Annotated in this window: 16 protein-coding genes; 3 read left to right on the top strand and 13 right to left on the bottom strand. The window is 74.0% G+C overall.

What is annotated here, in order from left to right:
- Window positions 1–24: 24 nt before the first annotated feature.
- The 5 genes from ACFWFZ_RS22355 to ACFWFZ_RS22335 all read right to left on the bottom strand — a co-directional run bounded on the left by ACFWFZ_RS22355 (window position 25) and on the right by ACFWFZ_RS22335 (window position 3,868).
- The gene (locus ACFWFZ_RS22355) at window positions 25–231 is read right to left on the bottom strand and encodes a hypothetical protein (protein WP_387124548.1); all 207 of its coding nucleotides are present in this window, start codon (window positions 229–231) and stop codon (window positions 25–27) included.
- A gap of 99 nt (window positions 232–330) precedes the next feature.
- Window positions 331–660: a hypothetical protein gene (locus ACFWFZ_RS22350; protein WP_356813639.1), complete on the bottom strand. Its 330-nt coding sequence runs from the start codon at window positions 658–660 to the stop codon at window positions 331–333.
- Complete coding sequence (locus ACFWFZ_RS22345) at window positions 657–1,028, bottom strand: WhiB family transcriptional regulator (protein WP_030029453.1); 372 nt, start codon at window positions 1,026–1,028, stop codon at window positions 657–659. The genes ACFWFZ_RS22350 and ACFWFZ_RS22345 overlap by 4 nt, the downstream gene beginning before the upstream one ends.
- A 183-nt stretch (window positions 1,029–1,211) precedes the next feature.
- A complete protein-coding gene (locus tag ACFWFZ_RS22340; protein ID WP_387124598.1) occupies window positions 1,212–1,523 on the bottom strand; it encodes a hypothetical protein in 312 nt (103 codons plus the stop codon).
- A 179-nt stretch (window positions 1,524–1,702) separates the two neighbouring features.
- Window positions 1,703–3,868 (bottom strand): ATP-dependent DNA helicase UvrD2, encoded by a 2,166-nt coding sequence (locus tag ACFWFZ_RS22335; RefSeq protein ID WP_387124547.1) that lies wholly within the window; start codon window positions 3,866–3,868, stop codon window positions 1,703–1,705.
- Between the two features lie 170 nt (window positions 3,869–4,038).
- Here ACFWFZ_RS22335 and ACFWFZ_RS22330 point away from each other — a divergent pair, with 170 nt between their 5' ends.
- A complete protein-coding gene (locus tag ACFWFZ_RS22330) occupies window positions 4,039–4,299 on the top strand; it encodes a mycoredoxin (protein WP_387124546.1) in 261 nt (86 codons plus the stop codon).
- Window positions 4,300–4,370: 71 nt separating this feature from the next.
- Here ACFWFZ_RS22330 and nudC read toward each other — a convergent pair whose 3' ends face one another.
- The 5 genes from nudC to ACFWFZ_RS22305 form a co-directional block, all read right to left on the bottom strand.
- Window positions 4,371–5,312, bottom strand: a complete 942-nt coding sequence (gene nudC / locus ACFWFZ_RS22325) for an NAD(+) diphosphatase (RefSeq protein WP_387124545.1) — start codon at window positions 5,310–5,312, stop codon at window positions 4,371–4,373.
- Window positions 5,313–5,364: 52 nt separating this feature from the next.
- Entirely contained in the window at window positions 5,365–6,789 is a 1,425-nt protein-coding gene (locus ACFWFZ_RS22320) for a dipeptidase (RefSeq protein WP_387124544.1), read from the bottom strand.
- 9 nt (window positions 6,790–6,798) lie between these two features.
- Window positions 6,799–11,103, bottom strand: coding sequence for a UvrD-helicase domain-containing protein (locus ACFWFZ_RS22315; protein WP_387124543.1), 4,305 nt, complete (start codon window positions 11,101–11,103; stop codon window positions 6,799–6,801).
- Window positions 11,104–11,196: 93 nt separating this feature from the next.
- Window positions 11,197–14,781, bottom strand: a complete 3,585-nt coding sequence (locus ACFWFZ_RS22310) for a UvrD-helicase domain-containing protein (RefSeq protein WP_387124542.1) — start codon at window positions 14,779–14,781, stop codon at window positions 11,197–11,199.
- A gap of 180 nt (window positions 14,782–14,961) precedes the next feature.
- Window positions 14,962–15,330, bottom strand: a complete 369-nt coding sequence (locus tag ACFWFZ_RS22305; protein WP_387124541.1) for an MGMT family protein — start codon at window positions 15,328–15,330, stop codon at window positions 14,962–14,964.
- A 167-nt stretch (window positions 15,331–15,497) separates the two neighbouring features.
- Between ACFWFZ_RS22305 and ACFWFZ_RS22300 the strand changes: the two genes are divergently transcribed.
- Together ACFWFZ_RS22300 and ACFWFZ_RS22295 are read left to right on the top strand one after the other, a co-directional pair.
- Window positions 15,498–18,350 carry a YbhN family protein gene (locus ACFWFZ_RS22300; protein WP_387124540.1) on the top strand — a complete coding sequence of 951 codons (2,853 nt, stop codon included), beginning with the start codon at window positions 15,498–15,500 and terminating at the stop codon, window positions 18,348–18,350.
- A gap of 347 nt (window positions 18,351–18,697) precedes the next feature.
- Window positions 18,698–20,302: an alpha/beta hydrolase gene (locus tag ACFWFZ_RS22295; protein ID WP_387124539.1), complete on the top strand. Its 1,605-nt coding sequence runs from the start codon at window positions 18,698–18,700 to the stop codon at window positions 20,300–20,302.
- Window positions 20,303–20,395: 93 nt separating this feature from the next.
- On the opposite strand, the gene moeZ is transcribed toward ACFWFZ_RS22295, so the two are convergent.
- The 3 genes from moeZ to ACFWFZ_RS22280 all read right to left on the bottom strand — a co-directional run bounded on the left by moeZ (window position 20,396) and on the right by ACFWFZ_RS22280 (window position 23,394).
- Window positions 20,396–21,574, bottom strand: coding sequence for an adenylyltransferase/sulfurtransferase MoeZ (moeZ, locus tag ACFWFZ_RS22290; protein WP_387124538.1), 1,179 nt, complete (start codon window positions 21,572–21,574; stop codon window positions 20,396–20,398).
- Between the two features lie 63 nt (window positions 21,575–21,637).
- Window positions 21,638–22,393 carry a spherulation-specific family 4 protein gene (locus ACFWFZ_RS22285; protein WP_387124537.1) on the bottom strand — a complete coding sequence of 252 codons (756 nt, stop codon included), beginning with the start codon at window positions 22,391–22,393 and terminating at the stop codon, window positions 21,638–21,640.
- On the bottom strand, window positions 22,381–23,394 hold the full coding sequence (locus ACFWFZ_RS22280; RefSeq protein WP_387124536.1) for an NAD-dependent epimerase/dehydratase: 1,014 nt from the start codon (window positions 23,392–23,394) through the stop codon (window positions 22,381–22,383). The genes ACFWFZ_RS22285 and ACFWFZ_RS22280 overlap by 13 nt, the downstream gene beginning before the upstream one ends.
- Window positions 23,395–23,402: the final 8 nt, after the last annotated feature.

The raw sequence follows: 23,402 nt of genomic DNA, 5'->3' as shown, positions 1-23,402 counted from the left end.
GGGGGTGTCCCGCCCCCTGGAAGATCACCACCAGGAGGAGTCGAGCCTGCCCTCGATCGCCCGGAGGTTGGCGCGGGCGCATGCGACGCAGAAGTACTCTCTGGTCCCGTTCTCCACCGAACAGGTCCAGGTGGGCGGGGCTCCGCCGGGGGAGTGTGTGCCGCAGCGCGCGCAGACGACGGGCTGGGCCTCGGATCCCGACGGGTCGGGCTGGGGAGTCGGCTGGTCCACCTGCAGACGGTACCTCCGCCGGGGGTGGACGGGCCCGCGCAACGCACCGGGGGGACCGGTCCCTTCGGACCGGTCCCCCCGGAGTGCTGCTTTCAGCTCTCAGTGCATGACGGCCATGGCCAGCGCCCGCCGGGCGCGCATCGAGACGCGCTCGGCTCGCCGCTGCATGCGGCGGGCGGCGACCAGGCGCACGGCGTGACGCTCGGCGTCCACCTCACGCATGAGCTCGTCCATATGGGCACGAGCGAGGGCTTCTGGGATGAGTTGCATTTCGCGGGTCCTGTTCTGACGCGAGGTGATCGCGCCGGTGGTGATGAAGTCTGCGTGGGCGGCGCCGTGGGGCTGCTCGCTCGTGGTGTGGGCGGTCATGAGGGCCTGCTTCAGGGGGTCGTGCGTCAGGGGGCGGTCGATGGTTCCGATGGCGGTCATGCCGAGACAACCGGGTTCTTGCGCGGACGACCACGGGGCCGCTTGCGGGCTACGACGACACCCTGGACGAAGAGCTCGCCACCCCAGACACCCCAGGGCTCGCGGCGCTCGACCGCTCCGGCGAGGCAGGCCTCGACCAGCGGGCAGGTGCGGCAGAGGGACTTGGCGTACTCGACGTCGGCCGGGGACTCGGCGAAGAAGACCTCGGGGTCGAAGGTGCGGCAGGGAACCGGGACGCCGAGGTTCTCGATGGCGTCGTCGAGCGCGGTCAGCGCGGTGAGCGGGGTCAAGGTGTGGTCCTCCGGAACTGCGGGCGGGGAGATCGTCTGGGTCTGAGGTACGGACGGGGCGTGCGCTTCGAGTTGCACGGTGTTTTCTTCCTCGTCTTGTTCGGCTAGTCGTTCCGGCCGGTCGGCCGGGGGCGGCTGGTACCTGGTTCTGCCAGTCCCGAGGCCCCTTCTCTGTCGTCGCCCCCGGTCGGGGACAAACAGAAGGGCCGCGGATCCCGGGTGGGGTTCCGCGGCCCTGAAGGCGCCGGCCTGATCATGCGATCAGGCTGGATCACTCCAGGGTTCGAGCCCACGGAAGGCCCACATCAGGTGGTGCTGCTGCTTCGTCTGCTTCGTCAGGGATCCGGCACCGGCCGCGGCGGCAAATCCATAGGCGCCGTGCGCCTGTGCTTCTGCTGCCAGTACTGCCACCGGTGCCTGGGTCGGTCGCTCATTGCGCTCGCTGACCGCAAGGGTCGCGAGCAGGGCGGGGCGGTCGGCGCAAATCGCGGACGCACCGGTACCCAGAGCAGAGACGGAACCGAGCAGGCAGGAGGCATCAACCGAGCGATCGGTCATTTCGGTGAAGGTCATGAAGCTGGTCACTGGTCTCGCCTCCTCTCGGCGTCTCGGGGACCCGGCCCGAGGGCCTGTCCCATGCGTATTCGGATAAGTACAGCACGGATCCAGGGCTTCGGAGAAGCCACCGTTTCCGTTGCTAAGAACCTATGGGTCTTCGCTGGGCATGTGCAAACTATTTTTCCGACGATTTTCTACGCGCCGTCAGAATCCTCGCCCCCAGGCTCCTGACCTGCACAGATGGCCAGGACATCGGCTCCGTACCGGTCAAGCTTGCGACCGCCCACTCCGGAGATCATCGCAAGCTCTCCCGCCTCGGTGGGCGCGGCCTCCGCGATCGCCATCAGCGTCTTGTCCGTGAAGACGCAGTAGGCGGGCAGGCCCTGCTCCTTCGACTGGCCGGCACGCCAGTCCCGCAGCCGCTCGTAGAGACCCTCGTCCATGTCGGACGGACAGTCCTCGCAGCGCATCAGCTTCAGCTCGCCGGCCTCGGTCAGCGTCCTGCCGCAGACCCGGCAGCGCACCGGGCCGCGGCGGCCGCGCGCCCGCGGCGCTCGCTCGTCCGCGGAGCCCGGCCGGCTTCCCGAAGCGGCGGAGCCCGGCCGCAGGCCGTTCAGGAAGCGGCTGGGGCGTCGGGAGGCCCTTCCCCCGGGGGTGCGGGAGAGCGCCCAGGAGAGGGTCAGGTGCAGCCGCGCCCGGGTGACGCCGACATAGAGCAGGCGCCGCTCCTCCTCGACCTGGTCGTCGGTCTTGGCGTAGGTGATCGGCAGCATGCCGTCGGTGAGGCCGACGAGGAACACGGCGTCCCACTCCAGGCCCTTCGCCGCGTGCAGCGAGGCCAGGGTGACACCCTGGACGGTCGGGGCGTGCTGGGCGGCCCTGCGCTCCTCCAGCTCGACCGTGAGGTCCGCCAGCGTGGCCCCGGGCCGGGTGCGGGCGAAGTCCTCGGCGAGCCGGAGCAGTGCGGCCACCGACTCCCACTGGTCGCGCACGGCGCCGGAGCCGGCGGGCGGCTCGGTGGTCCAACCGGTGGAGCTGAGCACCGCCCGGACCTGGGAGCCCAGGTCGACGATGTCCTCCAGCAGCGGGTCGTTCCCGCCGGAACGGGCCGCTCCGCGCAGGGCGAGGATGGCCTTCTGGACCTCCTGCCGCTCGAAGAAGCGCTCGGCGCCGCGCAGCTGGTACGGGACCCCGGCGTCGGCGAGGGCCTGCTCGTAGACCTCGGACTGGGCGTTGATGCGGAAGAGCACGGCGATCTCGCCCGCCGGGACGCCTGCGGCGATCAGGTCGCGGATCCGGCGGGCGACGCCCTCGGCCTCGGCGGGCTCGTCGGCGTACTCGGCGTAGACGGGGTCGGGTCCGGACTCGCGCTGGGAGACCAGCTCCAGGCGGTGCTCGGCGGCCCGCCCCGCGGCCTGGTTCAGGAGTCCGTTGGCGAGGTGCACCACCTGGGGGGTGGAGCGGTAGTCGCGGACCAGCTTGACCACGGTGGCGTGCGGATAGCGCGTGCGGAAGTTCAGCAGGTGGTCGGGGGTGGCGCCGGTGAAGGAGTAGATGGTCTGGCTGGCGTCGCCGACGACGCAGAGGCTGTCGCGCTCGCCGAGCCACAGGTCGAGCAGCCGCTGCTGGAGCGGGCTGACGTCCTGGTACTCGTCGACGACGAAGTGCTGGTACTGGCCGCGGATCTGCTCGGCGATGTCGTGGCGGTCTTGGAGGATGCCGACGGTCAGGAGCAGCACGTCCTCGAAGTCGATCATCCCGCGGTCGCGCTTGAGCTGTTCGTACGTCCCGTAGATCTGGGCGATCTCGGCCATGTCCCGGGGGGCCTCTCGGGCCGCCTTGAGGGCGGCCGCCGGATAGTCGGCGGGCACTGTCTGGGTGACCTTGGCCCACTCGATCTCGCCGGTGACGTCGCGCAGCTCGCCGCGGTCGAGGCGGATGCGGCAGCGGGCCCCGGCCTCGGCGACGAACTGGATCTTGCGCTCCAGCAGCCGCGGCACGTCCCCGCCGATGGCCTTGGGCCAGAAGTACTGGAGCTGGCGCAGGGCGGCGGAGTGGAAGGTCCGGGCCTGGACGCCGCCCGCGCCGAGCGCGCGCAGCCGGCCGCGCATCTCGCCGGCGGCCCGGTTGGTGAAGGTGACGGCGAGCACGCTGGCCGGCATGAGCTGGCCCGACCGGACCCCGTAGGCGATCCGGTGGGTGATCGCGCGGGTCTTGCCGGTACCGGCTCCGGCCAGCACGCACACCGGTCCGCGCAGGCTCGTCGCGACCTCGCGCTGCTCCGGGTCGAGGCCCAAGAGCACCGCGTCGGCCGAGTCCGCTGCGGCGGTGAAGGATGAGGAGTGCGTTGCTGCTGTCACTCCGCCATGCTGCCAGGTCTCGTGAGCCGGGCGGGAAATCTGTCCACAGGCACCACAGATACGTCATATCAGTCACACCGGCGGTGCGGATGTGTACGTACGGGAATGGCCCCGGGGTCGCGTACGTTCGAGTACTCGGACCACCGAGCCTTCACGAAGGAGAGCGCAGCATGCAGGACACGGGCACCGTCACGATGTACAGCACGACCTGGTGCGGCTACTGCCGTCGGCTGAAGACCCAGCTGGACCGGGAAGGCATCGCGTACAACGAGATCAACATCGAGCTCGACCCGACGTCCGCTGCGTTCGTCGAGAAGGCCAACGGCGGGAACCAGACAGTGCCCACCGTGCTCGTGAAGTCGGCCGCCGGCAACGAGTCCGTCATGACGAACCCGAGCCTGGCCCAGGTCAAGCAGGCCCTCGCCGTCTGAGCGGCTCCCGCGTCCGCCAAAGGCCCCCGCCCTGAGGGCGGGGGCCTTCCGCCGTCACGGAATGACCAACGTCACGCCGCGGCCTTCGGCAGCGGCTCGCCGTACCAGAGCTCGACCAGCCGTGCGGCGATGGAGATGCCCGAGGGGGGCAGCACCTCGCCCGACTCGAACGCCGCGCGCAGGTCCTCGCGGGAGAACCAGCGGGCCTCCTGGATCTCCTCCCCGTCCACGGTGATCTCGGAGCTGGTGGCGCGGGCGTTGAAGCCCAGCATCAGGCTGTAGGGGAAGGGCCACGGCTGGCTGGCCACGTACTCGACCCGCCCGACCCTGACGCCCGCCTCCTCCCACACCTCGCGGACGACGGACTGCTCGATCGACTCCCCGGGCTCCACGAACCCGGCGAGCGTCGAGAAGCGGCCCTCCGGCCAGTGCACCTGGCGGCCCAACAGCGCGCGGTCGTGCTCATCGGTGACCAGCATGATCACGGCCGGGTCGGTGCGGGGGTAGTGCTCGGCGCCGCAGCCCGGGCAGCGCCGGATGTGCCCGGCCGCCGCGACCACCGTGCGCTCTCCGCAGCGGGAGCAGAAGCGGTGCATCCGCTGCCAGTTCTCCAGCGCCACCGCGTTGACCATCAGTCCGGCGTCGCGGTCGTTCAGCAGCAGTCCGGCCTCGCGCAGGCCGGCCGGGCGGGCCGACTGGTCCATGCGGCCGGGCAGCGCGTCCTTCTGCAGCGCGAAGTACCGTACGCCGTCCTCGTCCGTGCCCAGGAAGTAGCGGTGGGTCTCGGTGACCGGGGCCTCGAAGGCCGGTGTCATCACGATGCCGGTGCCGCCGTCGGGGGTGTCGTCGATCAGGACCTGGCCGCCGGAGACGACGAAGACGCGGGTCGTCGGGTGGCTCCAGGCGGCGGCGAGCCACGCCTCGTCGAGGCGGTGGTGCGCGCAGCGGTCGATGCCGCTGGGCGCGGTGAGCGAGAGAGGGCGCTCGGTATGGGTGCTCACTGGTACTTCCAACTCCCCCGGTGGTGGGACAGGCAGGCTCGGTACGACAGGTGTGTGCGCCGGGTCAGGCGGGTGTGCGGGGCGTGCGGTGGCCGTGGAGTCCGCCGGCCAGGTCCCCCCAGAGGTAGGCGGCCGTCTCGACGCCCTTGAGCAGCAGGTCCAGCTCGACCTTCTCGTTCGGCGCGTGCCAGCCGTCGGACGGCACCGAGATGCCGAGGAACAGCACGGGCGCGCCCAGGACGTCCTGGAGGTCGGCGGCGGGTCCGGAGCCGCCCTCACGGGTGAAGCGGATCTTCTGGCCGAAGGCGCGGCCCATGGACCGGACGACGGACTGCAGGGCCGGGTGGTCCAACGGGGTCAGGCACGGGCGGGTCGGCGCACCGAAGGTGATGGTGTGGCGGATGCCGTCCGGGACGCGGGCCGCGACCCACTGCCTGACGGCCGCTTCGACCTCGTACGGGTCCTGCCCGGACACCAGGCGGAACGACAGCTTCACGTGGGCGGAGGCCGGCACGATGGTCTTCCCGCCGGGTCCCTGGTAGCCGCCGCCGATGCCGTTGACCTCGGCCGTCGGGCGGGCCCAGACGCGCTCCAGGGTGCTGTAGCCGGCCTCGCCGGCGGCCGCGTGGGACTTGGCCGTACGGAGCCACTCGGACTCGTCGAAGGGCAGCTCGGCGATGAGCGCGCGCTCCGCGTCCGTGAGCTCGGCGATGCCGTCGTAGAAGCCGGGGACGGTGACGCGGCCGTCGGCGTCGTGCAGGGCGGCGACCAGGCGGGCGGCGGCGGTGGCCGGATTGGGCACGGCTCCGCCGAAGGCGCCGGAGTGGATGTCCTGGTCGGGGCCGTGCAGGTCGATCTCGCAGTCGGCGACACCGCGCATGCCGGTGCAGACGGTGGGGGTGGTCTCGGACCACATGCCGGTGTCGGAGACGATCACGACATCGGCGGCGAGTTCGCCGGCGCGGGTCTCGACGAGCTCGCGGAAGTGGGCGGAGCCCGATTCCTCCTCGCCCTCGACGATCAGCTTGAGGTGCACGGCGGGGGCGGCGGCGCCGGTGGCCGCCAGGTGCGCCCGTACGCCCAGGGTGTGGAAGAACACCTGGCCCTTGTCGTCGGCGGCGCCGCGCGCGTACATCCGGCCGTCGCGCACCACCGGCTCGAACGGGTCGGTGTGCCAGCCGTCGGCGAGGGCGGCGGGCTGCACGTCGTGGTGGCCGTACACGAGGACGGTGGGCGCGTCCGGGTCCTCGCTCGGCCAGTGCGCGTAGACGGCGGGGGCGCCGTCGGTCTCCCAGACCTCGGCGACCGGGAACCCGGTCTCCTTGAGCTTCGCCGCGAGCCATTCGGCGCTGCGGCGTACGTCGTCCGCGTGCTCGGGCTGGGCCGAGACGGAGGGGATCCGCAGCCACTCGGCCAGGTCGTCGAGGAAGGCGGCGCGGTGGGTGTCGATGTACGTGCGGACGACGTTGTCCGGCTGGGTGTGGCTCATGCCCCGAGCCTAGCCGTCCGCCTGGTGGTCACCGTCGGGGCCCGATCCGCCTTGGAGGATCCGCTCAAGACGGGCCCTGCCGGGGAGGTCGCGGGGGCGGATCACACGGCCGCTGCGGACGTGCAGGAAGGCGGCGGTGACCCGGTCGAGCGGGGTGTTCGTGGCCTCGGCCCAGGCCAGGCGGTAGACGGCGAGCTGGAGCGGATCGGCCTCGGTGGTCCGGCCGGTCTTCCAGTCGACGATCTCGTAGACGTCGTCGCCGTTGCCGTCGGTGGTCTTGTAGACGGCGTCGATGCGGCCGCGGATGACGCGGCCGGCGAGGGTGAGCTGGACCGGGGCCTCCATCCGGTGGGGCGGGCGGTCGGCGTACGGGCTGCGCTCGAAGGCGGCCTTGAGGGCTTCGAGGTCGGCCTCGTCGGCGATGTCCTGGCCGGAGCCGGTGCTGTCGCCGGCGGCGCCGGGAAGGTCGGCGACGGGATCGAGGACGTCGAGGAAGGGGAGCGGGAGCTCGTCGAAGCGGGACTCGACCCACGCGTGGAAGCGGGTGCCCTGGCGGGCCGCGGGCTGCGGTGGCTTGGGCATGGGGCGGGCGAGGTCGCGTACGAAGCCCTGCTCGTCGGCGGCGAGCCGGAGCAGCTGGCTGGCCGAGAGCGCGGGGGGCAGCTGGATGTCGCGGACGGCCGCGCGGGCGCGGCGGAGCTCGCCCTCCAGGGCGTCGAGGTCCCGGTCCCAGGAGGCGATCGCCCGGGCCTCCTCGGGCGTGAGCCGCGCGCCTGCGGCGGGGCCGGGCACACCGGGCCGCGGCACGGAGTGCGGCTCCGCCGCGGGGCCGGCGGGCTGCGCCGCGCGGTCCCCGGCCCAGGCCTCGCCGGCGGCCCAGGTGTCGCGCGCCGAGACGGCTCCGCCCGGCGCGGGGTACGGCTCTGCCGGGCGGGGCTCGCCGCCCCCGAGGGCGGGGCCGCCCTGCGAGTCGGCCGGGAAGGCGGGTGTACGCGCGCCGGAGCGCGGCTGCGCCGCCGGGTCTGCGGCCCAGGCCTCGTCGGCCCACGAGCCGCGCGCCTGGGGCACGGCGCGCCGGCCACCGGCGCGGGGGCCCGGGCCTGCGGCCCGGTCGGCGTCGCCCGCGAAGTCGTCAGCCTGGGCCGTGGCGGCGGGGAGCGCCGCCACGTGGGCGGCTCGCGCCCGGCCCGCCGCTCCGGGAGCGGAGGGGCCGCCCGTGAGGTCGGGGGCGTCGCCCGGCGCGGCTGCGCCGTCAACCCAGAGGGCGTCGGTGTCCCAGTCCTCGGCGGAGGCCGGGGCGTTGCGGTCCGGAGCCGTTCCGCAGGGCGTGGCCGAGTCGGCCGCGGTGGCCCCGTCGGATAGGGAACCGGCAGGCGACGCGGGCGGCTCCGCCCGCTGCGGGGTGCCGGCGGGGCCGCCCGCGAGGGCGCCGGTGCCCCCGTCCTCGGCGAGGCCGGGGACTGCTCCGGCCGGGGGCCGGGCTCGGCCCCGCGGCGCCGCGGACGGCGCGTCGGCCTGCAGCTCCCCGCCGGGGGCCGGGATCGCTCCGGCGGGCACGCCGGGAAGGGCCGCGGGCGGCTGCGCCGGGTGCGGGAGGGCTGCCGGGCCGCCCCACGGGGGGTCGTCGTCCTGGCCCTCGGCCGGGCCGGGGCCGGCAGGGGCCGCGGAGGCGTCCCCTTCGGGGTCCCAGCCCTCGGCCGGGTCGAGGTCGGGCTGCGGCCAGGGCTCGTCGGGCCAGGGCTCGTCGTCGTAGGCGGGGTCCTCGCAGTCCGGGGGCCAGAGGTAGGCGTCGTCCTGTTCCGGCGGGGGCGGCGTCGCCAGGTAGGACTCCACCAGGGCGGCCGCCGAGCGGCGCAGGGCGAGGGAGTGCGGGTCGAGCGGGAGCGGCCAGGAGTGGTCGGCCGCGGATTCGCCTGCCAGGGCCGGGTTCTCGGCGGACGGTTCGGGCTCCTGCGCCCAGGCCTCGATCTCGCCGAAACCGGCCGCGCAGTGCTCGTACAGGGCGGTGAGGAACTCCGACGGGCCGCGGCGCCTCTTCTGGGTCGGGCCCCACCAGTGGCCCGAGGCCAGCAGCAGGGACCGCGGGCGGGTGAACGTCACGTAGCCCAGGCGCAGCTCCTCCACCGACTTGTGGTGCTTGAGCGCGGCCTTGAAGGACTTCAGGCCTGCCGAGGTCCAGGCCGGGTCCGCGGGCAGGGTGGGGGCGTCGCCGCGCAGCGCGTACGGGAGGACCTTCGCGTACGAGGTCCAGGCCTGCGGTGCCTTCTCCTTCGGGAAGGACCCCGCGCACAGGTCCGGGACCACCACGACGTCCCACTCCAGGCCCTTGGACTTGTGGGCGGTGAGGACCTTCACCGTGTTCTCGCCGCCCGGCAGGGCGTGGTCGAGGCCCTTCTCGTACTGGGCGGCCGTGCGCAGGAACGCCAGGAAGGCCAGCAGCGTGGCCTCCCCGTCCAGCGCGGCGAAGCCGGCGGCGACGTCCATGAAGTTCGACAGGGTCTCGCGCCGGCGGGCCGCCAGCGCGTGCGGGGACGCGGACAGTTCCACTTCGAGGCCGGTGGTGGACAGCACCCGGTGCAGGACGTCCATCAGCGGGTCGGCGAGGGACCGGCGCAGGTCGCGGAGCTCCTGCGCGAGGTGCGCGAAGCGGACCCGGGCCTCGGCGGAGAAGGGGAGGTCGTCCGGGGCCTGGCCGGCGCCGTCGAGGAAGGTCTCCAGGGCGTCGGCGAGGGACACGATCTCGGCCGGGTCCACGCCCTCCACGGCCGCCGCGAGCCGTTCGTCGGGGTCGGCCCCGGCCGGCGCACGGCTCACCAGGAGCCGCGCGCGGCGGCCCAGTAGGGCCAGGTCGCGCGCGCCGATCCGCCAGCGGGGGCCGATGAGGAGCCGGACGAGGGAGGCGTTGGCGCCCGGGTCCTGCAGGACCTCGCAGACGGCGACGAGGTCCGCGACCTCGGGCAGGTGCAGCAGCCCGGACAGGCCGACGACCTCCACCGGGACGTCCCGGTCCACCAGCACGGCCTGGATCTGCGCGAAGTCCGCGGCGGACCGGCACAGGACGGCGATCTCGCGCGGCTGCGTACCGGTGCGCACCAGGTGGGCGACGGAGTCGGCGACCCAGTCGAGCTCCTGTGCGTGGGTCTCCAGCAGAGCGCAGCGGACTTGCCCGACGCCCTCGGCTCCCGGCGCCGGACGCAGCGCCTCCACTCCCTCGTGCATGGCGCGCAGCGGGGCGGCGAGGCCGTTGGCCAGGTCCAGGAGGCGGCCGCCGCTGCGCCGGTTCTCGCTGAGGGAGAGCCGGGTGGCGGGGGTGCCGTCGGCGTGCGGGAAGTGCTCGGGGAAGTCGTCGAGGTTGGCCACGGAGGCCCCGCGCCAGCCGTAGATCGCCTGGCACGGGTCGCCGACGGCGGTGACGGCGTGGCCGGTGCCCGCGCCGAACAGGCCGGACAGGAGCAGCCGCTGCGCGACGGAGGTGTCCTGGTACTCGTCGAGCAGGACCACCCGGAACTCCTCGCGCAGCAACGCGCCCACCTCGGGCCGGGTGGTGGCGAGCTGCGCGGAGAGTGCTATCTGGTCGCTGAAGTCGAAGAGGTCGCGGGAGCGTTTGGCCGCGCGGTAGCGGCCGACGAGCTCCAGCAGTTCGAGGCGGCCGCGCACGGCCTCGGGGACCTTGCGCAGGTCCTCGTTGGTGAGCCGGGTGCCGGCGAGCACGTCGAGCAGCGCCGTGTCGTGGAGGCGCAGGCTCTGGGGGTCGACGAGGTGCTCGGAGAGTTCCGCGTCGAGCGCGAGGAGGTCACCGACCAGGTCGGGGACGGATCTGGTGAGCGAGGGGTACGGGCCGGGGGCGTCGCGCAGCACCTTCGCGGCGAGCTGGAAGCGGGTGGCGTCGGCCAGGAGCCGGGAGCTGGGCTCCAGGCCGATGCGCAGGCCGTGGTCCTTGAGGAGCTGGCCGGCGAAGGCGTGGTAGGTGGAGATGCGCGGCTCCCCGCCGGCCGCGGCGGCGTCGGCCGGGGAGGGGTCGGGGTCGGTGATGCCGGCCCGCGCCAGGGCGGTGCGTACGCGCTCGGCCAGTTCGCCGGCGGCCTTGTTGGTGAAGGTGAGGCCGAGGACCTGTTCGGGCGCGACCGTGCCGGTGCCGACGAGCCAGACCACGCGGGCGGCCATGACGGTGGTCTTGCCGGATCCGGCGCCGGCGACGATCACCTGCGGGGCGGGCGGGGCGGTGACGCAGGCCATCTGTTCGGGCGTGAAGGGGATCCCGAGGAGCTCTTTGAGCTGCTCGGGATCGGTCAGTACGGACGCACGCGCGGACACGTGAAAAGGCTAGCCGCCCCCACCGACAGCCCCCGACCGCCGACTGCCGGCCACCCGACCGCCGGACCGTCCCGCCGTCCCGTCGCCCCGAGCTCACTCGACGGTCTGGCGGCCTTCCGGGCGGGCGCTGCACGAGCCGCGGAAGGAGCAGTGGTCGCAGTGGCGGCCGGCGGCGGGCGCGAACCGCTCGTCCAGCACCCGGCCGGCGGCGGTCGCGAGCAGGTCGCCGACCCACTCCCCGTCGAGCGGCTCCTGCGCCTGCACCTTGGGGACCGTCTCGCCGCCGTCGCGGATCGCGGCGCCCTGGCGGAGCTGGACGAGCTCGGCGCCGCCGGGTTCGGGACGCCGTCCGTCGAAGACCTCGTCGACGGCGCCCTCGCGGACGGCGAGCTGGTAGACGGCGAGCTGGGGGTGGCGGGCGACCTCGTCCTTGGTGGGCGCGGACTTGCCGGTCTTGAAGTCGACGACGTACGCACGGCCCTGCGGGTCCGCCTCCACCCGGTCCATGGAGCCGCGGATGCGGACGGCGACGTCGCCGGCTTCGAGCGTGACGTCGAACTCGTGCTCCGTGGCCACGGCCTGACGGCCCCCGCGGTCGGTGGTGTGCCAGCGCAGGAACCGTTCGAGGGCGGCGCGGGCGTTCTCCTTCTCCTGGGCCGACTTCCAGGGGGCGTCGAAGGCGAGGGCGTCCCAGACCGAGTCGAGGCGTTCCATGAGGACGGCCAGGTCGGCGGGGGTACGGCCGGAGGCGACCTCGTCGGCGAGGACGTGGACGACGTTGCCGAAGCCCTGGGCGGCGGTGGACGGGGCGTCGGCCTTGACCTCGCGGCCGAGGAACCACTGGAGGGAGCAGGTGTTGGCGAGCTGGTCCAGGGCGCTGCCGGAGAGGGCGAGGGGCCGGTCCCGGTCGCGGAGCGGGACCGTGCTGCGGGTGGGCTCGTACAGGCCCCACCAGCGCTGCGGGTGCGCGGCCGGGACCAGGGGGCGGTCCTCGTCGTCGGTGAGCGCGGCGAGGCGGGCGAGGCGGCGGGCGGCCGCGTCGCGCAGGGCGGGCGAGGCGTCCGGGTCGACGGTGGTGGCGCGCAGCTCGGCGACGAGCGCGGGGACGGCGAGGGGGCGGCGGGGCCGGCCGGTGACGTCCTTCGGGGTGACGCCGAGCTCGGTGAGGAGCCGGGAGGGCTGGTCGCCGTCCTCGGCGGGGGCCTTGACGGCGGTGACGACGAGGCGGTCGCGGGCGCGGGTGGCGGCGACGTAGAAGAGGCGGCGCTCCTCGGCGAGGAGGGCGCCGGGGGTGAGGGGCTCGGCGAGGCCGTCGCGGCCGATGCGGTCGGCTTCCAGGAGGGAGCCGCGCCGGCGCAGGTCGGGCCACAGGCCCTCCTGGACGCCCGCGACGACGACGAGGGACCACTCCAGTCCCTTGGAGCGGTGGGCGGTCATCAGCCGGACGGCGTCGGGGCGGGTGGTGCGGACCGTCAACGTGTCGGCGGCGATGTCCTCCGCCTCCAGTTGTTCGAGGAAGTTGAGCGCGCCGCTGCCGCCGGTGCGCTCCTCGGCTCGGGCGGCGGTGTCGAAGAGGGCGCAGACGGCGTCGAGGTCGCGGTCGGCGTTGCGGCCGGCCGCGCCGCCGCGGCGGGCCCGGCGTTCCAGCCGGTCGGGCCAGGGGGTGCCGTCCCAGAGGACCCACAGGGCCTCTTCGGCGGTGCCGCCGCCCTGGAGGAGCTCGCGGGCCTTGCGCAGGAGCAGGCCGAGGCGCTGCGCGCCGCGGGCGTAGGCGGGGTCGTGCGCGGTGAGGCGCTCGGGCTCGGCGAGGGCGCGGGCGAGCAGGACGTCGGAGGGCGCGGGCACCTTGACGCCTGCGGCGCGCTCCTCGTCGCGCAGGGCTCGGCCGAGCCGCCGCAGGTCGGCGGCGTCCATGCCGCCGAGGGGGGAGGCGAGCAGGGTGAGCGCCGCCTCGACGCCCACGCCTCCGGCTGGGTCGGCCGGGTTTACGGCGCCGGCCCCGGACCCCGTGCCGCTGTCCGCGGCCCCGAGGCCCGCAGCCACGCCGCCCTGCGGGTCGGCGGCGGCGGTCGACGCGGGACCTGCGGCCCCGGTTTCGGGGACGCGAGCAGGCCCCGGGCCGGACTCGCCTGCGACGGCAGCGGCAGCCGGGGTCGGCTCCGCCTGGGCAGCCTGGGCGCCGGGCTCGCCCCCGGCAGCGGGCAGGGCTTCGGCCCCGGGCTCCGGGGCGCGGTCCCCCTGCGGGCAGGACTCGCCTACTGCGGCAGCCGCGGGTCGGCCGTCGACCGGGGGCGGCTCCGCGGGGGCGGCCTGCGGTTCGGGCTCGGCCGTCGCGGGGGGTGTGGCTGCGAGGCGGAGGGCGGTCAGGAGGGGGGCGACCGCTGGTTCGTGGCGGAGGGGGGTGTCCGTGCCGTCCGTCTCGACCGGGACTCCCGCCGCGATCAGGGCACGGCGCATCTGCGGGAGGGTGCGGCCGCCCGCGCGGACCAGGACGGCCATGTCCTGCCAGGGCACGCCGTCCTCCAGGTGGGCCCGGCGCAGGATGTCGGCGATGTTGTCCAGCTCGGCGCCGGCCGTCGGGTACGTGAAGACCTCCACCCGGCCGCCCTCACGCGTGGCCTGCAGGGCGCGGTGCGCGCGGACCGCGTCCGCGGGGAGGCGGGGCAGCGGCATGCGGGTCGTGAGGAGGCGGGTCGCCTGCACGATGGCCGCGCCCGAGCGGCGGCCCACGGTCAGGGCCCTGACCTGCGCGCCCGGGAAGGCGGACTCGAAGTCCAGCACGTTGTTGATGTCGGCGCCGCGGAAGGCGTAGATCGACTGGTCGGGGTCGCCGAAGGCGACCAGCGTGCCGCCGCGCCCGGCCAGGGCCCGCAGCAGCCGCAGCTGCGAGGCGTCCGTGTCCTGGTACTCGTCCACGAAGATCGCGTCGTAGGCGGAGGCCAGCGACGGCGTGCGCTCGGCGAGGAGGACCGCGCGGTGCAGGAGCTCGGCGTAGTCCAGCGTGCCCTGTATGTCGAGGACGTCCAGGTACTCGGAGAGGAAGGCGGCCGCCGCCTTCCAGTCCGGGCGGCCGATGCGGTCCGCGAAGGCGGCGAGGGCCTGCGGGCCGAGGCCCAGCTCGCGGGCGCGGGCGAGGACCGCCCGGACCTCGTCGGCGAACCCGCGCGTGGTCAGCGCGGCCCGCAGGTCGTCCGGCCAGCGGATCGAGCGGATCCGGCGCTGGCCCTCCAGGAGGGTGCGGACCATCACGTCCTGCTCCGGGCCGGACAGCAGCCGCAGCGGGTCGGCGAAGAGGTCGGTGTCCTGGTGGGCGCGGACCAGGCCGTAGCAGAAGGAGTGGAAGGTGGTGGCCTGCGGGGCGCGCGCACCGCCCAGCCTCAGGGCGGCACGGTCGCGCAGCTCCACCGCCGCCTTGCGGCTGAAGGTGAGGATGAGGATCCGGGAGGGGTCCGTACCCGCCTCCACGCGGGCGGCGACGGCCTCGACCAGCGTGGTCGTCTTACCGGTGCCCGGCCCGGCCAGGACCAGGAGTGGTCCGCCGGGGTGGTCAACCACCGCCCGCTGCGCTGCGTCCAGCACAGGAGGATCCACCCGTTCCGGCCCGGTGCGCACGAGGCGGTACGCGTCGGGGGTCCGCGTACGCCGCCGTTCGGTGCGGTCGGAGGAAGAGGTGATCACGTGAGGTGCCGGTCCTGGTGGGTCTGCGTGGTGTGGCGGTGGTGCCGTGCCGGCTCGCGCGGAAGCCGAAGAGGCAACGCTACGGCAACCGGCGCGCCCCGCGCAGTCCCCCCGGGTACCCCGGACGGGCGGTCGCCCGGTCGCCCGGTCGCCCGCCCCGGCGCCGCATGGCCGAAGCTGTCAGGTGTGAGCCTCGTCGCGCCCGCCGTCCCGTCCGGGGTCCCGTCCTGGGTCCGGGTCCCCGTCCCAGCGCGCCCGGCGCATGTCCAGGCGCGGCTCGCCGCCGGCCGTCAGGCGCAGCGGCGTGGCCTCCGTCCGGTAGTGCTCCAGGGCGCGCACCTCGTGGCCGGGCAGCGGCATGCCGTCCGCCCGCACCACACGCCACCAGGGAACGGCTCCCCCGTACAGCGCCATGACACGCCCGACTTGGCGCGGCCCTCCCTCGCCGAGCCATTCGGCGACGTCCCCGTATGTCATCACCCGGCCGGGCGGAATACGCTCGACGACCTCCAGTACGCGCTCCGCGTACGCGGGCAGCTCCTCACTCATTCAGCACATGGTGCAGTACGCCGGACACCCGTCGGCGGAAGTTGTGGTTCCGGACCGGCGCGCACCCTGATGCCCCGGCGGCCCCTCGGTCCGTGCCACCATCTTCCGGGCGGTGACTGGTGATACGTGATCAAGAAGAGACGGATGTGACGACGAAGGAGCAGGGTGTGAGCCCTCCGGAAGGCGCGGCGGGGGACGACGCGGCGCGCCCTGACGACGGCCCCGCCTCCCGCCCGCAGCACCGCCCCCAGGACCTCGCGCCGGACCGTGCGCCCGACCCCGCGCCCGGCCTCCCGGCGGGCCGCACCCCCGGTGCCGACACCGCCGACACCGCCGACACCGCGGACACCGCGGACACCGCGGACACCGCGGACACCGCCGACGGTCACGACGACGGCGGCGTCGAGGACGCGGACGCCCCGCACGGCCACGCCCCGACCGCCGCCGACCAGGTCGAGGTCGACGAACCGCTGCTCGCCGCCCGCGTGCACCGGCCGTCCGACCTCGTACGCCTCCTCGTCGGCATCCTCGGCATCGCCGTGCTGCTCGGCATCGCCGCCTTCGCCCACGGCACCACCGTCGGCCTTGAGGAGGACATCAGCAAGGGCACCGGCCAGGCGCCGGACCTCTTGATCAAGGTCGCGGCTCTGGTCTCCAGCATCGCGGTGCTGCTGCTCCCCGTCGCCTTCGCCATCGAGCGGCTGATCAAACGCGACGGGCTGCGCATCGCCGACGGCGTACTGGCCGCCGTCCTCGCGCACGGCGTCACCCTGGCCACCGACCTGTGGGTCTCCCAGGCCGCCCCCGACACCATCCAGGACGCCCTCACCCTTTCCGCGGTCGGCGGGGCCCTCACCGATCCCGTACACGGCTACCTCGCGCCCGTGATCGCCTACATGACCGCGGTGGGCATGACCCGCAGGCCCCACTGGCGCGTCGCGCTGTGGGTCGTCCTGCTGCTCAACGCGCTCACCATGCTGGTCAACGGCTACACCACCCCCTTCTCGATCGTCCTCACCGTGCTGATCGGCTGGAGCGTGGCCTACGGCACCCTGTACGCCGTCGGCTCCCCCAACGTGCGCCCCACCGGGCAGCACCTCCTCGCCGGGCTGCGCCGCGTCGGCTTCCAGCCGGTCAGCGCGATGCGCGCCGAGATGCCCGAGGGCCCCGAGGCGTCCGAGACCGGCGACCGCGGCCGGCGCTACCACGTCACCCTGGAGGACGGCCCTCCGCTCGATGTCACCGTCGTCGACCGGGAGCAGCAGGCCCAGGGCTTCTTCTACCGGGTCTGGCGCCGGCTCACCCTGCGCGGCATCACCACCCGCCGCAGCCTGCAGTCGCTGCGGCAGGCGCTGGAGCAGGAGGCGCTCCTCGCGTACGCGGCCATCGCGGCCGGGGCGAACGCGCAGAAGCTGATCGCCACCTCCGAGCTGGGTCCCGACGCGGTGATGCTCGTGTACGAGCACCTGGGCGGCCGGACCCTGGACTCCCTCCCCGACGAGGAGATCACCGACGAGCTGAGCCGCAACGCGTGGCAGCAGGTACGCGCCCTGCAGTCGCGGCGGATCGCCCATCGCAGGCTCACCGGGGACGCGCTCGTGGTGGATCGTTCCGGCAGTGTCATCCTCACCGACCTGCGGGGCGGGGAGATCGCCGCCGGCGACCTGGTGCTCCGGATGGACGTCGCGCAGCTGCTGACCACCCTCGGCCTGCGGGTCGGCGCCGAGCGCGCGGTGGCCTCGGCGGTGTCGGTGCTCGGCCCGGACACGGTGGCGGACTGCCTGCCGCTGCTCCAGCCGATCGCGCTGAGCCGTTCCACCCGGGCGACGCTGCGCAAGCTGGCCCGGGAGCGGGCCGAGCGGGAGCGGGAGGCCGTACTGGAGTCCTCGCGGGCGGCGAAGGCCGCGCGCGAGGCGGAGGCCGCGGCCTCCGCGACCTCGGCCCCGACCTCGGCGGCGGCCGACCGCAAGGCCGAGAAGAAGGCACTCGACGACGCCCTGGACGAGGCCCGCGAGGAGGATCTGCTCAGCCAGATCCGCCAGCAGGTGCTGCTGATCCGCCCGCAGGCGCCGGTGGAGCCGGCCCGGCTGGAGCGGATCCGGCCGCGCACCCTGGTGTCGTTCATCGCGGGCGCGTTCGGTGCGTACTTCCTGCTGACGCAGCTGGCGCACGTGGACTTCGGGACGATCATCGGCGACGCGCAGTGGGGCTGGGTCGGGGCGGCGCTCGCCTTCTCGGCCCTCAGCTACGTCGCGGCGGCGATGAGCCTGCTGGGCTTCGTGCCGGAGCGGGTGTCCTTCCTGCGGACCGTGGTCGCGCAGGTGGCCGGGTCGTTCGTGAAGCTGGTGGCCCCGGCGGCGGTCGGCGGCGTCGCGCTGAACACGCGGTTCCTGCAGCGGGCGGGCGTCCGGCCGGGGCTGGCGGTCGCGAGCGTGGGCGCCTCGCAGCTGTTCGGGCTGGCCAGCCACATCCTGCTGCTGCTGTCCTTCGGCTATCTGACCGGGACCGAGAAGACCCCGGAGATGACCCCCTCCCGGGCGGTCATCGCGGGACTCCTGACGGTCGCGGTGCTGGTGCTGGTGGTGACGGCGGTCCCGTTCATGCGGAAGTTCGTGGTCACGCGGGTACGGGCGCTGTTCGCGGGCGTGGTGCCGCGCATGCTGGACGTGCTCCAGCGGCCGAAGAAGCTGATGACCGGCATCGGCGGGATGCTGCTGCTGACGGGCTGCTTCGTGATGTGCCTGGACGCGTCGATCCGGGCGTTCGGGGGCGGCGAGGCCATCAGCTACGCGAGCATCGCGGTGGTGTTCCTGGCGGGCAACGCGCTCGGGTCGGCGGCGCCGACGCCGGGCGGCATGGGCGCGGTGGAGACCACCCTGACCCTCGGACTGATCGCGGCGGGGCTGGAGAAGGAGGTCGCGATCTCGGCGGTGCTGCTGTTCCGCCTGATGACCTTCTGGCTGCCGGTGCTGCCGGGGTGGGTCTCGTTCAACTTCCTGACCCGCAAAGAGGCCATCTAGCCTCCGGCACGGTCGGCGGGGTCGGCGGGCTGTGCGGGCGCTCCGGCCCGCGCCCCGGTTTCCGCCCTACCGGGCGGGGGCCGGGCCTGCGCCCCTACGGCGCTCCGCGCCCGCGCCCGGCGGGCCGCACCACCCAGCCTCGCCGGCGTCCGAGGCGCCGGGCTTCGGGGCGGCGCCCCCGCAGCGGCGGCGGCGCCCCGAGGGAACCCGGGCGGCCCCGGTGCCGGCGCACAGGCGTCGGTCGGCGGTCGGCGGTCGGCGGTCGGCGGTCGGCGGTCGGCGGCCCCGGCTTACCCGAACGGGTCAGCGCGCGGGCGCGGGCCGACGGGGGCGCGCACCATGGTGACATGCCCAAACACCTCCTGCGGGTCGCCGTCGCTGTCGCTCTCCTGGCCGGTGCGGCCAGTACCAGTGGCTGTTCCGACAGCGGGGAGGAGAAGGCGCCCAAGGCCGGCGGCACCGAGGGAGCGCCGCCCCTGAAGTGGGGGGACTGCGAGGCCCCGACGGCCGCCGAGGGTGGCGGGCAGGCACCGCCCAAGGACTGGCAGTGCGCCACGCTGCACGTACCGCTCGACTACGCCGACCCCGAAGGCGAAACGATTCCTCTCGCCCTGATCCGGGCGAAGGCGAGGAACCAGGACGAGCGCCTCGGCTCCCTCGTGTTCAACTTCGGCGGACCCGGGGGGTCCGGGATCACCACGCTGCCCGGCGCCGCCAAGGAGTACGAGGCCCTGCGCCAGCGCTACGACCTCGTGAGCTTCGACCCGCGCGGGGTGGGCCGCAGCGCCCCCGTCCTGTGCCTGGACGACAAGCAGCTCGACGCCTACTACGCCTCGGACTCCTCCCCCGACACCCCGGAGGCGGAGAAGGCGTACCTCGACAACACCCGCAAGTACCAGCGGGCCTGCGAGGCGAAGTCCGGGAAGGTGCTCCCGTACGTCGGCACCGAGAACGCCGCCCGCGACCTCGACCGGATCCGCCAGGCCCTCGGCGACGAGAAGCTCAACTACTTCGGGATCTCCTACGGGACCGAGCTCGGCGGCGTCTACGCCCACCTCTTCCCGGAGAAGGTCGGCCGGGCCGTCTTCGACGCCGTCGTCGACCCGACCGCGACCTCCGAGCAGGGGGCGCTCGGCCAGGCCAAGGGCTTCCAGCTGGCCCTCGGCAACTTCGCGCAGGACTGCGTGGACCGGGGCGACGAGTGCCGGCTCCAGGGCAGTACCGCCAAGGAGATCGAGGACAACATCATCAAGCTCCAGAAGCGGCTGGCCGCCACACCCATCCCGGGGATCGACGACCGGATGCTGACGGAGTCCTCGGCGACCAACGGCATCGCCCAGTCCCTCTACTCGCAGGAGCTGTGGCCGCTGCTGGAACAGGGCCTGGACGAGGCCGAGGGTGGCCAGGGGCAGCTGCTGATGGCCCTGTCCGACGCCCTCAACGGCCGTTCCCAGAACGGCGACTACAGCAACATCGGCGCCGCCAACACCGCGATCAACTGCGTCGACTCCAAGGACCGCTACACCCTGGAGCAGACCAAGGCGAAGTTGCCCGCGTTCCGTGCCGCCTCGCCGGTCTTCGGGGACTTCCTCGGCTGGGCCATGATGGGCTGCACCGGCTGGCCGGTCCCCGGCACCGCGGAAACGCCGGACGTCTCCGCCCCCGGAGCCGACCCGATCCTGGTGATCGGCAACACCGGCGACCCGGCCACCCCGTACGAGGGCGCCCGCAAGATGGTGGAACGGCTCGGCCCCGGCGTGGGCGTGGAGCTCACGTACAAGGGCGAGGGACACGGGGCGTACAACAGCGGCGACCCGTGCGTGCAGGGAGCCGTGAACTCCTACCTGCTGGACGGGAAGGTGCCCGCCGCGAACACCGTCTGCACCGCGGCCCCGGACACCTCACAGTCCCCCGCCCCACCGTCGACCCCGGTGGAACCCCTCGACACCTGAGCCGGACCCCGGACCTGGAGCCCAAAACACGGAGGAAGGGGCCGTACCCGCGGCGAACGCGCGGGTACGGCCCCTTCCCCAGCGGTCTGACGGTCAGTAGACCGGCTTCTCGGGCTCGATCTGGTGGACCCAGCCGATGACGCCGCCGCCGACGTGCACCGCGTCCGCGAAGCCCGCGGACTTCAGGACCGCGAGGACTTCCGCACTGCGGACACCCGTCTTGCAGTGCAAGACGATCCGCTTGTCCTGCGGCAGGTCCTGCAGGGCGGTGCCCATCAGGAACTCGCCCTTGGGGATCAGCTTCGCGCCGGGGATCGAGACGATCTCGTACTCGTTGACCTCGCGGACGTCGATGATCTCGATCGACTCGTCGGTGTCGATCCACTCCTTGAGCTGCTTCGGAGTGATCGTGGAGCCGGCGGCCGCCTCCTGGGCCTCCTCCGACACCACACCGCAGAAGGCCTCGTAGTCGATGAGCTCCTTGACGGTCGCGTTCGGACCGCAGACCGCGCAGTCGGGGTCCTTGCGGACCTTGACCTGGCGGTACTGCATCTCCAGGGCGTCGTAGATCATCAGGCGGCCGACCAGCGGCTCGCCGACGCCCGTGAGGACCTTGATGGCCTCGGTGACCTGGATGGAACCGATGGACGCGCAGAGCACGCCCAGCACGCCGCCCTCGGCGCAGCTCGGGACCATGCCCGGCGGCGGGGGCTCCGGGTAGAGGCAGCGGTAGCACGGGCCGTGCTCGGACCAGAAGACCGAGGCCTGGCCGTCGAAGCGGTAGATCGAACCCCACACGTACGGCTTGTTCAGCAGCACGCAGGCGTCGTTGACGAGGTAGCGCGTGGCGAAGTTGTCCGTGCCGTCGACGATGAGGTCGTACTGGCTGAAGATCTCCATCACGTTCTCGGCCTCAAGCCGCTCCTCGTGAAGGACCACGTTCACGTACGGGTTGATGCCCAGCACGCTGTCGCGGGCGGACTCGGCCTTGGAGCGGCCGATGTCCGACTGGCTGTGGATGATCTGGCGCTGCAGGTTCGACTCGTCGACCTCGTCGAACTCCACGATACCCAGCGTGCCGACGCCGGCCGCGGCCAGGTACATGAGGGCGGGCGAGCCGAGGCCGCCCGCGCCCACGGCCAGCACCTTCGCGTTCTTCAGGCGCTTCTGGCCGTCCATCCCGACATCGGGGATGATCAGGTGGCGGGAGTACCGACGGACCTCGTCAACGGTGAGCTCAGCAGCCGGCTCGACCAGGGGTGGCAGCGACACGGGGACTCCGTAGATGGTGACGGCTTAACGGTGGTTCTCTCCGTAACACTGCCACGCCCGTCTTCATTCCAAGACACCTGTTCCGATACGTGAGACGATTTCGTCCCAGTAGCCGGGCATGGAGGCCCACGGGTCGCGGTCCCCGACGGCGCGCCGGTCGGTGAACCAGATGGTGCCGGCGCCCTGCCAGCGGGCGATCCGCATCGCCTCCTCCAGGTGCGTGCGCGGCACCCCGTGGACCAGGTGGCAGAAGCGCTCCGGCGGGTGCTCGGCGGTCCACTCCGCCACCTGCGACCAGCGGTAGTCGGCCCACGCCCCGGAGAAGGTGACCAGCTGGTCGGCGGCGTCCGCGTAGCCCTCGTACGGGTGTGTGCCGTGCCCGAGGACGATCCGCAGGCCCTCCCCCAGGCCGCGCACGGCGTCGACGACGCGCCGCACCGAGGTGAGTTCCGCCCGGTCGGCCGGGGCCCCGGCGAGGTAGAAGCCGCCGACCCCGTACCAGTCCCGGAAGCGGTGGGCGTCGCAGACCAGCTCGCCGAAGGACCGCGCTCCGTCCCGCATCGCGAGGTGGCCGAGGACCGTGCCGCCCGCGGCGCGCAGCTTCGCGGCCGCCTCCGTGCAGTGTGGATCGGGCCGCCCGCCGGGGCCGTCGGCGACGTTCAGCACGGCCCAGTGCAGCGGGGTGCCCGGGCGGGTCAGCTCGGCCCATTCCACGGGGGCGAGCAGCGGGTGCGCGTAGCCGGGGATGCCCAGGCCGAGGCGGCCGGCCCCGGTCGCGGCCGCCGTGAGGGCCCCCGGCGGAGTGGTCAGATGCGGCACGCCGCCTCCATCCAGATGTCCGCGAGGGACTCCTCCAGGTTGATCCGGGGCCGCCAGCCGAGCCGGTCCCGTGCGGTACGGACGTCGGCCTGCTGCCAGGCCCCGCAACCGTCGGGATAGGGGTACGGCTGGGGGGCCGTGGCGGCGAGCTGCTCGGCGGTGGCCTCGGAGCGGGGGGACCCGATGGAGGTGAGCCCGGCCGGCGGGCGGCCGGGGTGCCCGTGCGCCTGATGGGGTCCGCCGTGCGGTACGTCGAGCTCGTGCAGGGCGCCTCCGTACCCGGCGACCCGGGCCAGGACGGCGGCCGCGTCACGCAGCCGGACGGCGCGGCCGGTGCCGATGTTCACCACGCCCTGGGCGGCGGACAGGGATGCGGCGTGCACGGCCCGCGCCACGTCCCGGACGTCGACGAAGTCGCGCTGCACGCCGAGCCCGCTGAGCTTGAGCTCGCCGTCGCCGGACTGCATCGCGCGGCGCATGGCCTCGGCGAGCCGGCCGAGGGGGGACCCGGCGGGGGTGCCCGGGCCGACGGGCGAGAAGACCCGCAGCACGACGGCGTCCAGCCCTGAGCCCAGCACCAGTTCGGTGGCGGCCAGCTTGCTGACGCCGTACGGCCCGCCGGGTCTCGGCACGGCGTCCTCGGCCGTGGAGGATCCCGGCTGGCTGGGCCCGTACTCGGCGGCGCAGCCGAGCTGGACGAGCCGGGCCCCGCAGCCGCTGCGGCGCAGCGACTCGCAGATCGTCGCGACGGCGACGGTGTTGTGCCGGGTGAGCTCGCGGGCCCCGCCCCGGGTGGCTCCGGCGCAGTTGATGACGACGCCCGGGTGGACGGCGTCGAGGAAACGCGTGAGCGCTCCGGGGCTGCCGGTGGCGAGGTCGAACCGGACGTCGGCGTCGTCGCCGCGGCCGAGCGCGGTGAGCTGGACCGCGGGGTCGGCGAGCAGCCGGTCGGCGACGTAGCGGCCGAGGTATCCGTTGGCTCCGATCAGCAGCACCCTCATCGCGAGAC

The organism is Streptomyces sp. NPDC060232 (assembly GCF_042726555.1).
In the GTDB taxonomy this organism is placed as follows: Bacteria; Actinomycetota; Actinomycetes; order Streptomycetales; family Streptomycetaceae; genus Streptomyces.
Note: the sequence above shows the minus strand (reverse complement) of the source record. Positions and strands in the feature narration are given on the sequence as shown.

Coding starts and splice junctions, on each gene's coding strand:
- ACFWFZ_RS22350 (WP_356813639.1), bottom strand. CDS start 660: ATGACCGCCATCGGAACCATCGACCGCCCCCTGACGCACGACCCCCTG.
- ACFWFZ_RS22340 (WP_387124598.1), bottom strand. CDS start 1,523: ATGACCTTCACCGAAATGACCGATCGCTCGGTTGATGCCTCCTGCCTG.
- ACFWFZ_RS22330 (WP_387124546.1), top strand. CDS start 4,039: ATGCAGGACACGGGCACCGTCACGATGTACAGCACGACCTGGTGCGGC.
- ACFWFZ_RS22320 (WP_387124544.1), bottom strand. CDS start 6,789: ATGAGCCACACCCAGCCGGACAACGTCGTCCGCACGTACATCGACACC.
- ACFWFZ_RS22305 (WP_387124541.1), bottom strand. CDS start 15,330: ATGAGTGAGGAGCTGCCCGCGTACGCGGAGCGCGTACTGGAGGTCGTC.
- ACFWFZ_RS22295 (WP_387124539.1), top strand. CDS start 18,698: ATGCCCAAACACCTCCTGCGGGTCGCCGTCGCTGTCGCTCTCCTGGCC.
- ACFWFZ_RS22280 (WP_387124536.1), bottom strand. CDS start 23,394: ATGAGGGTGCTGCTGATCGGAGCCAACGGATACCTCGGCCGCTACGTC.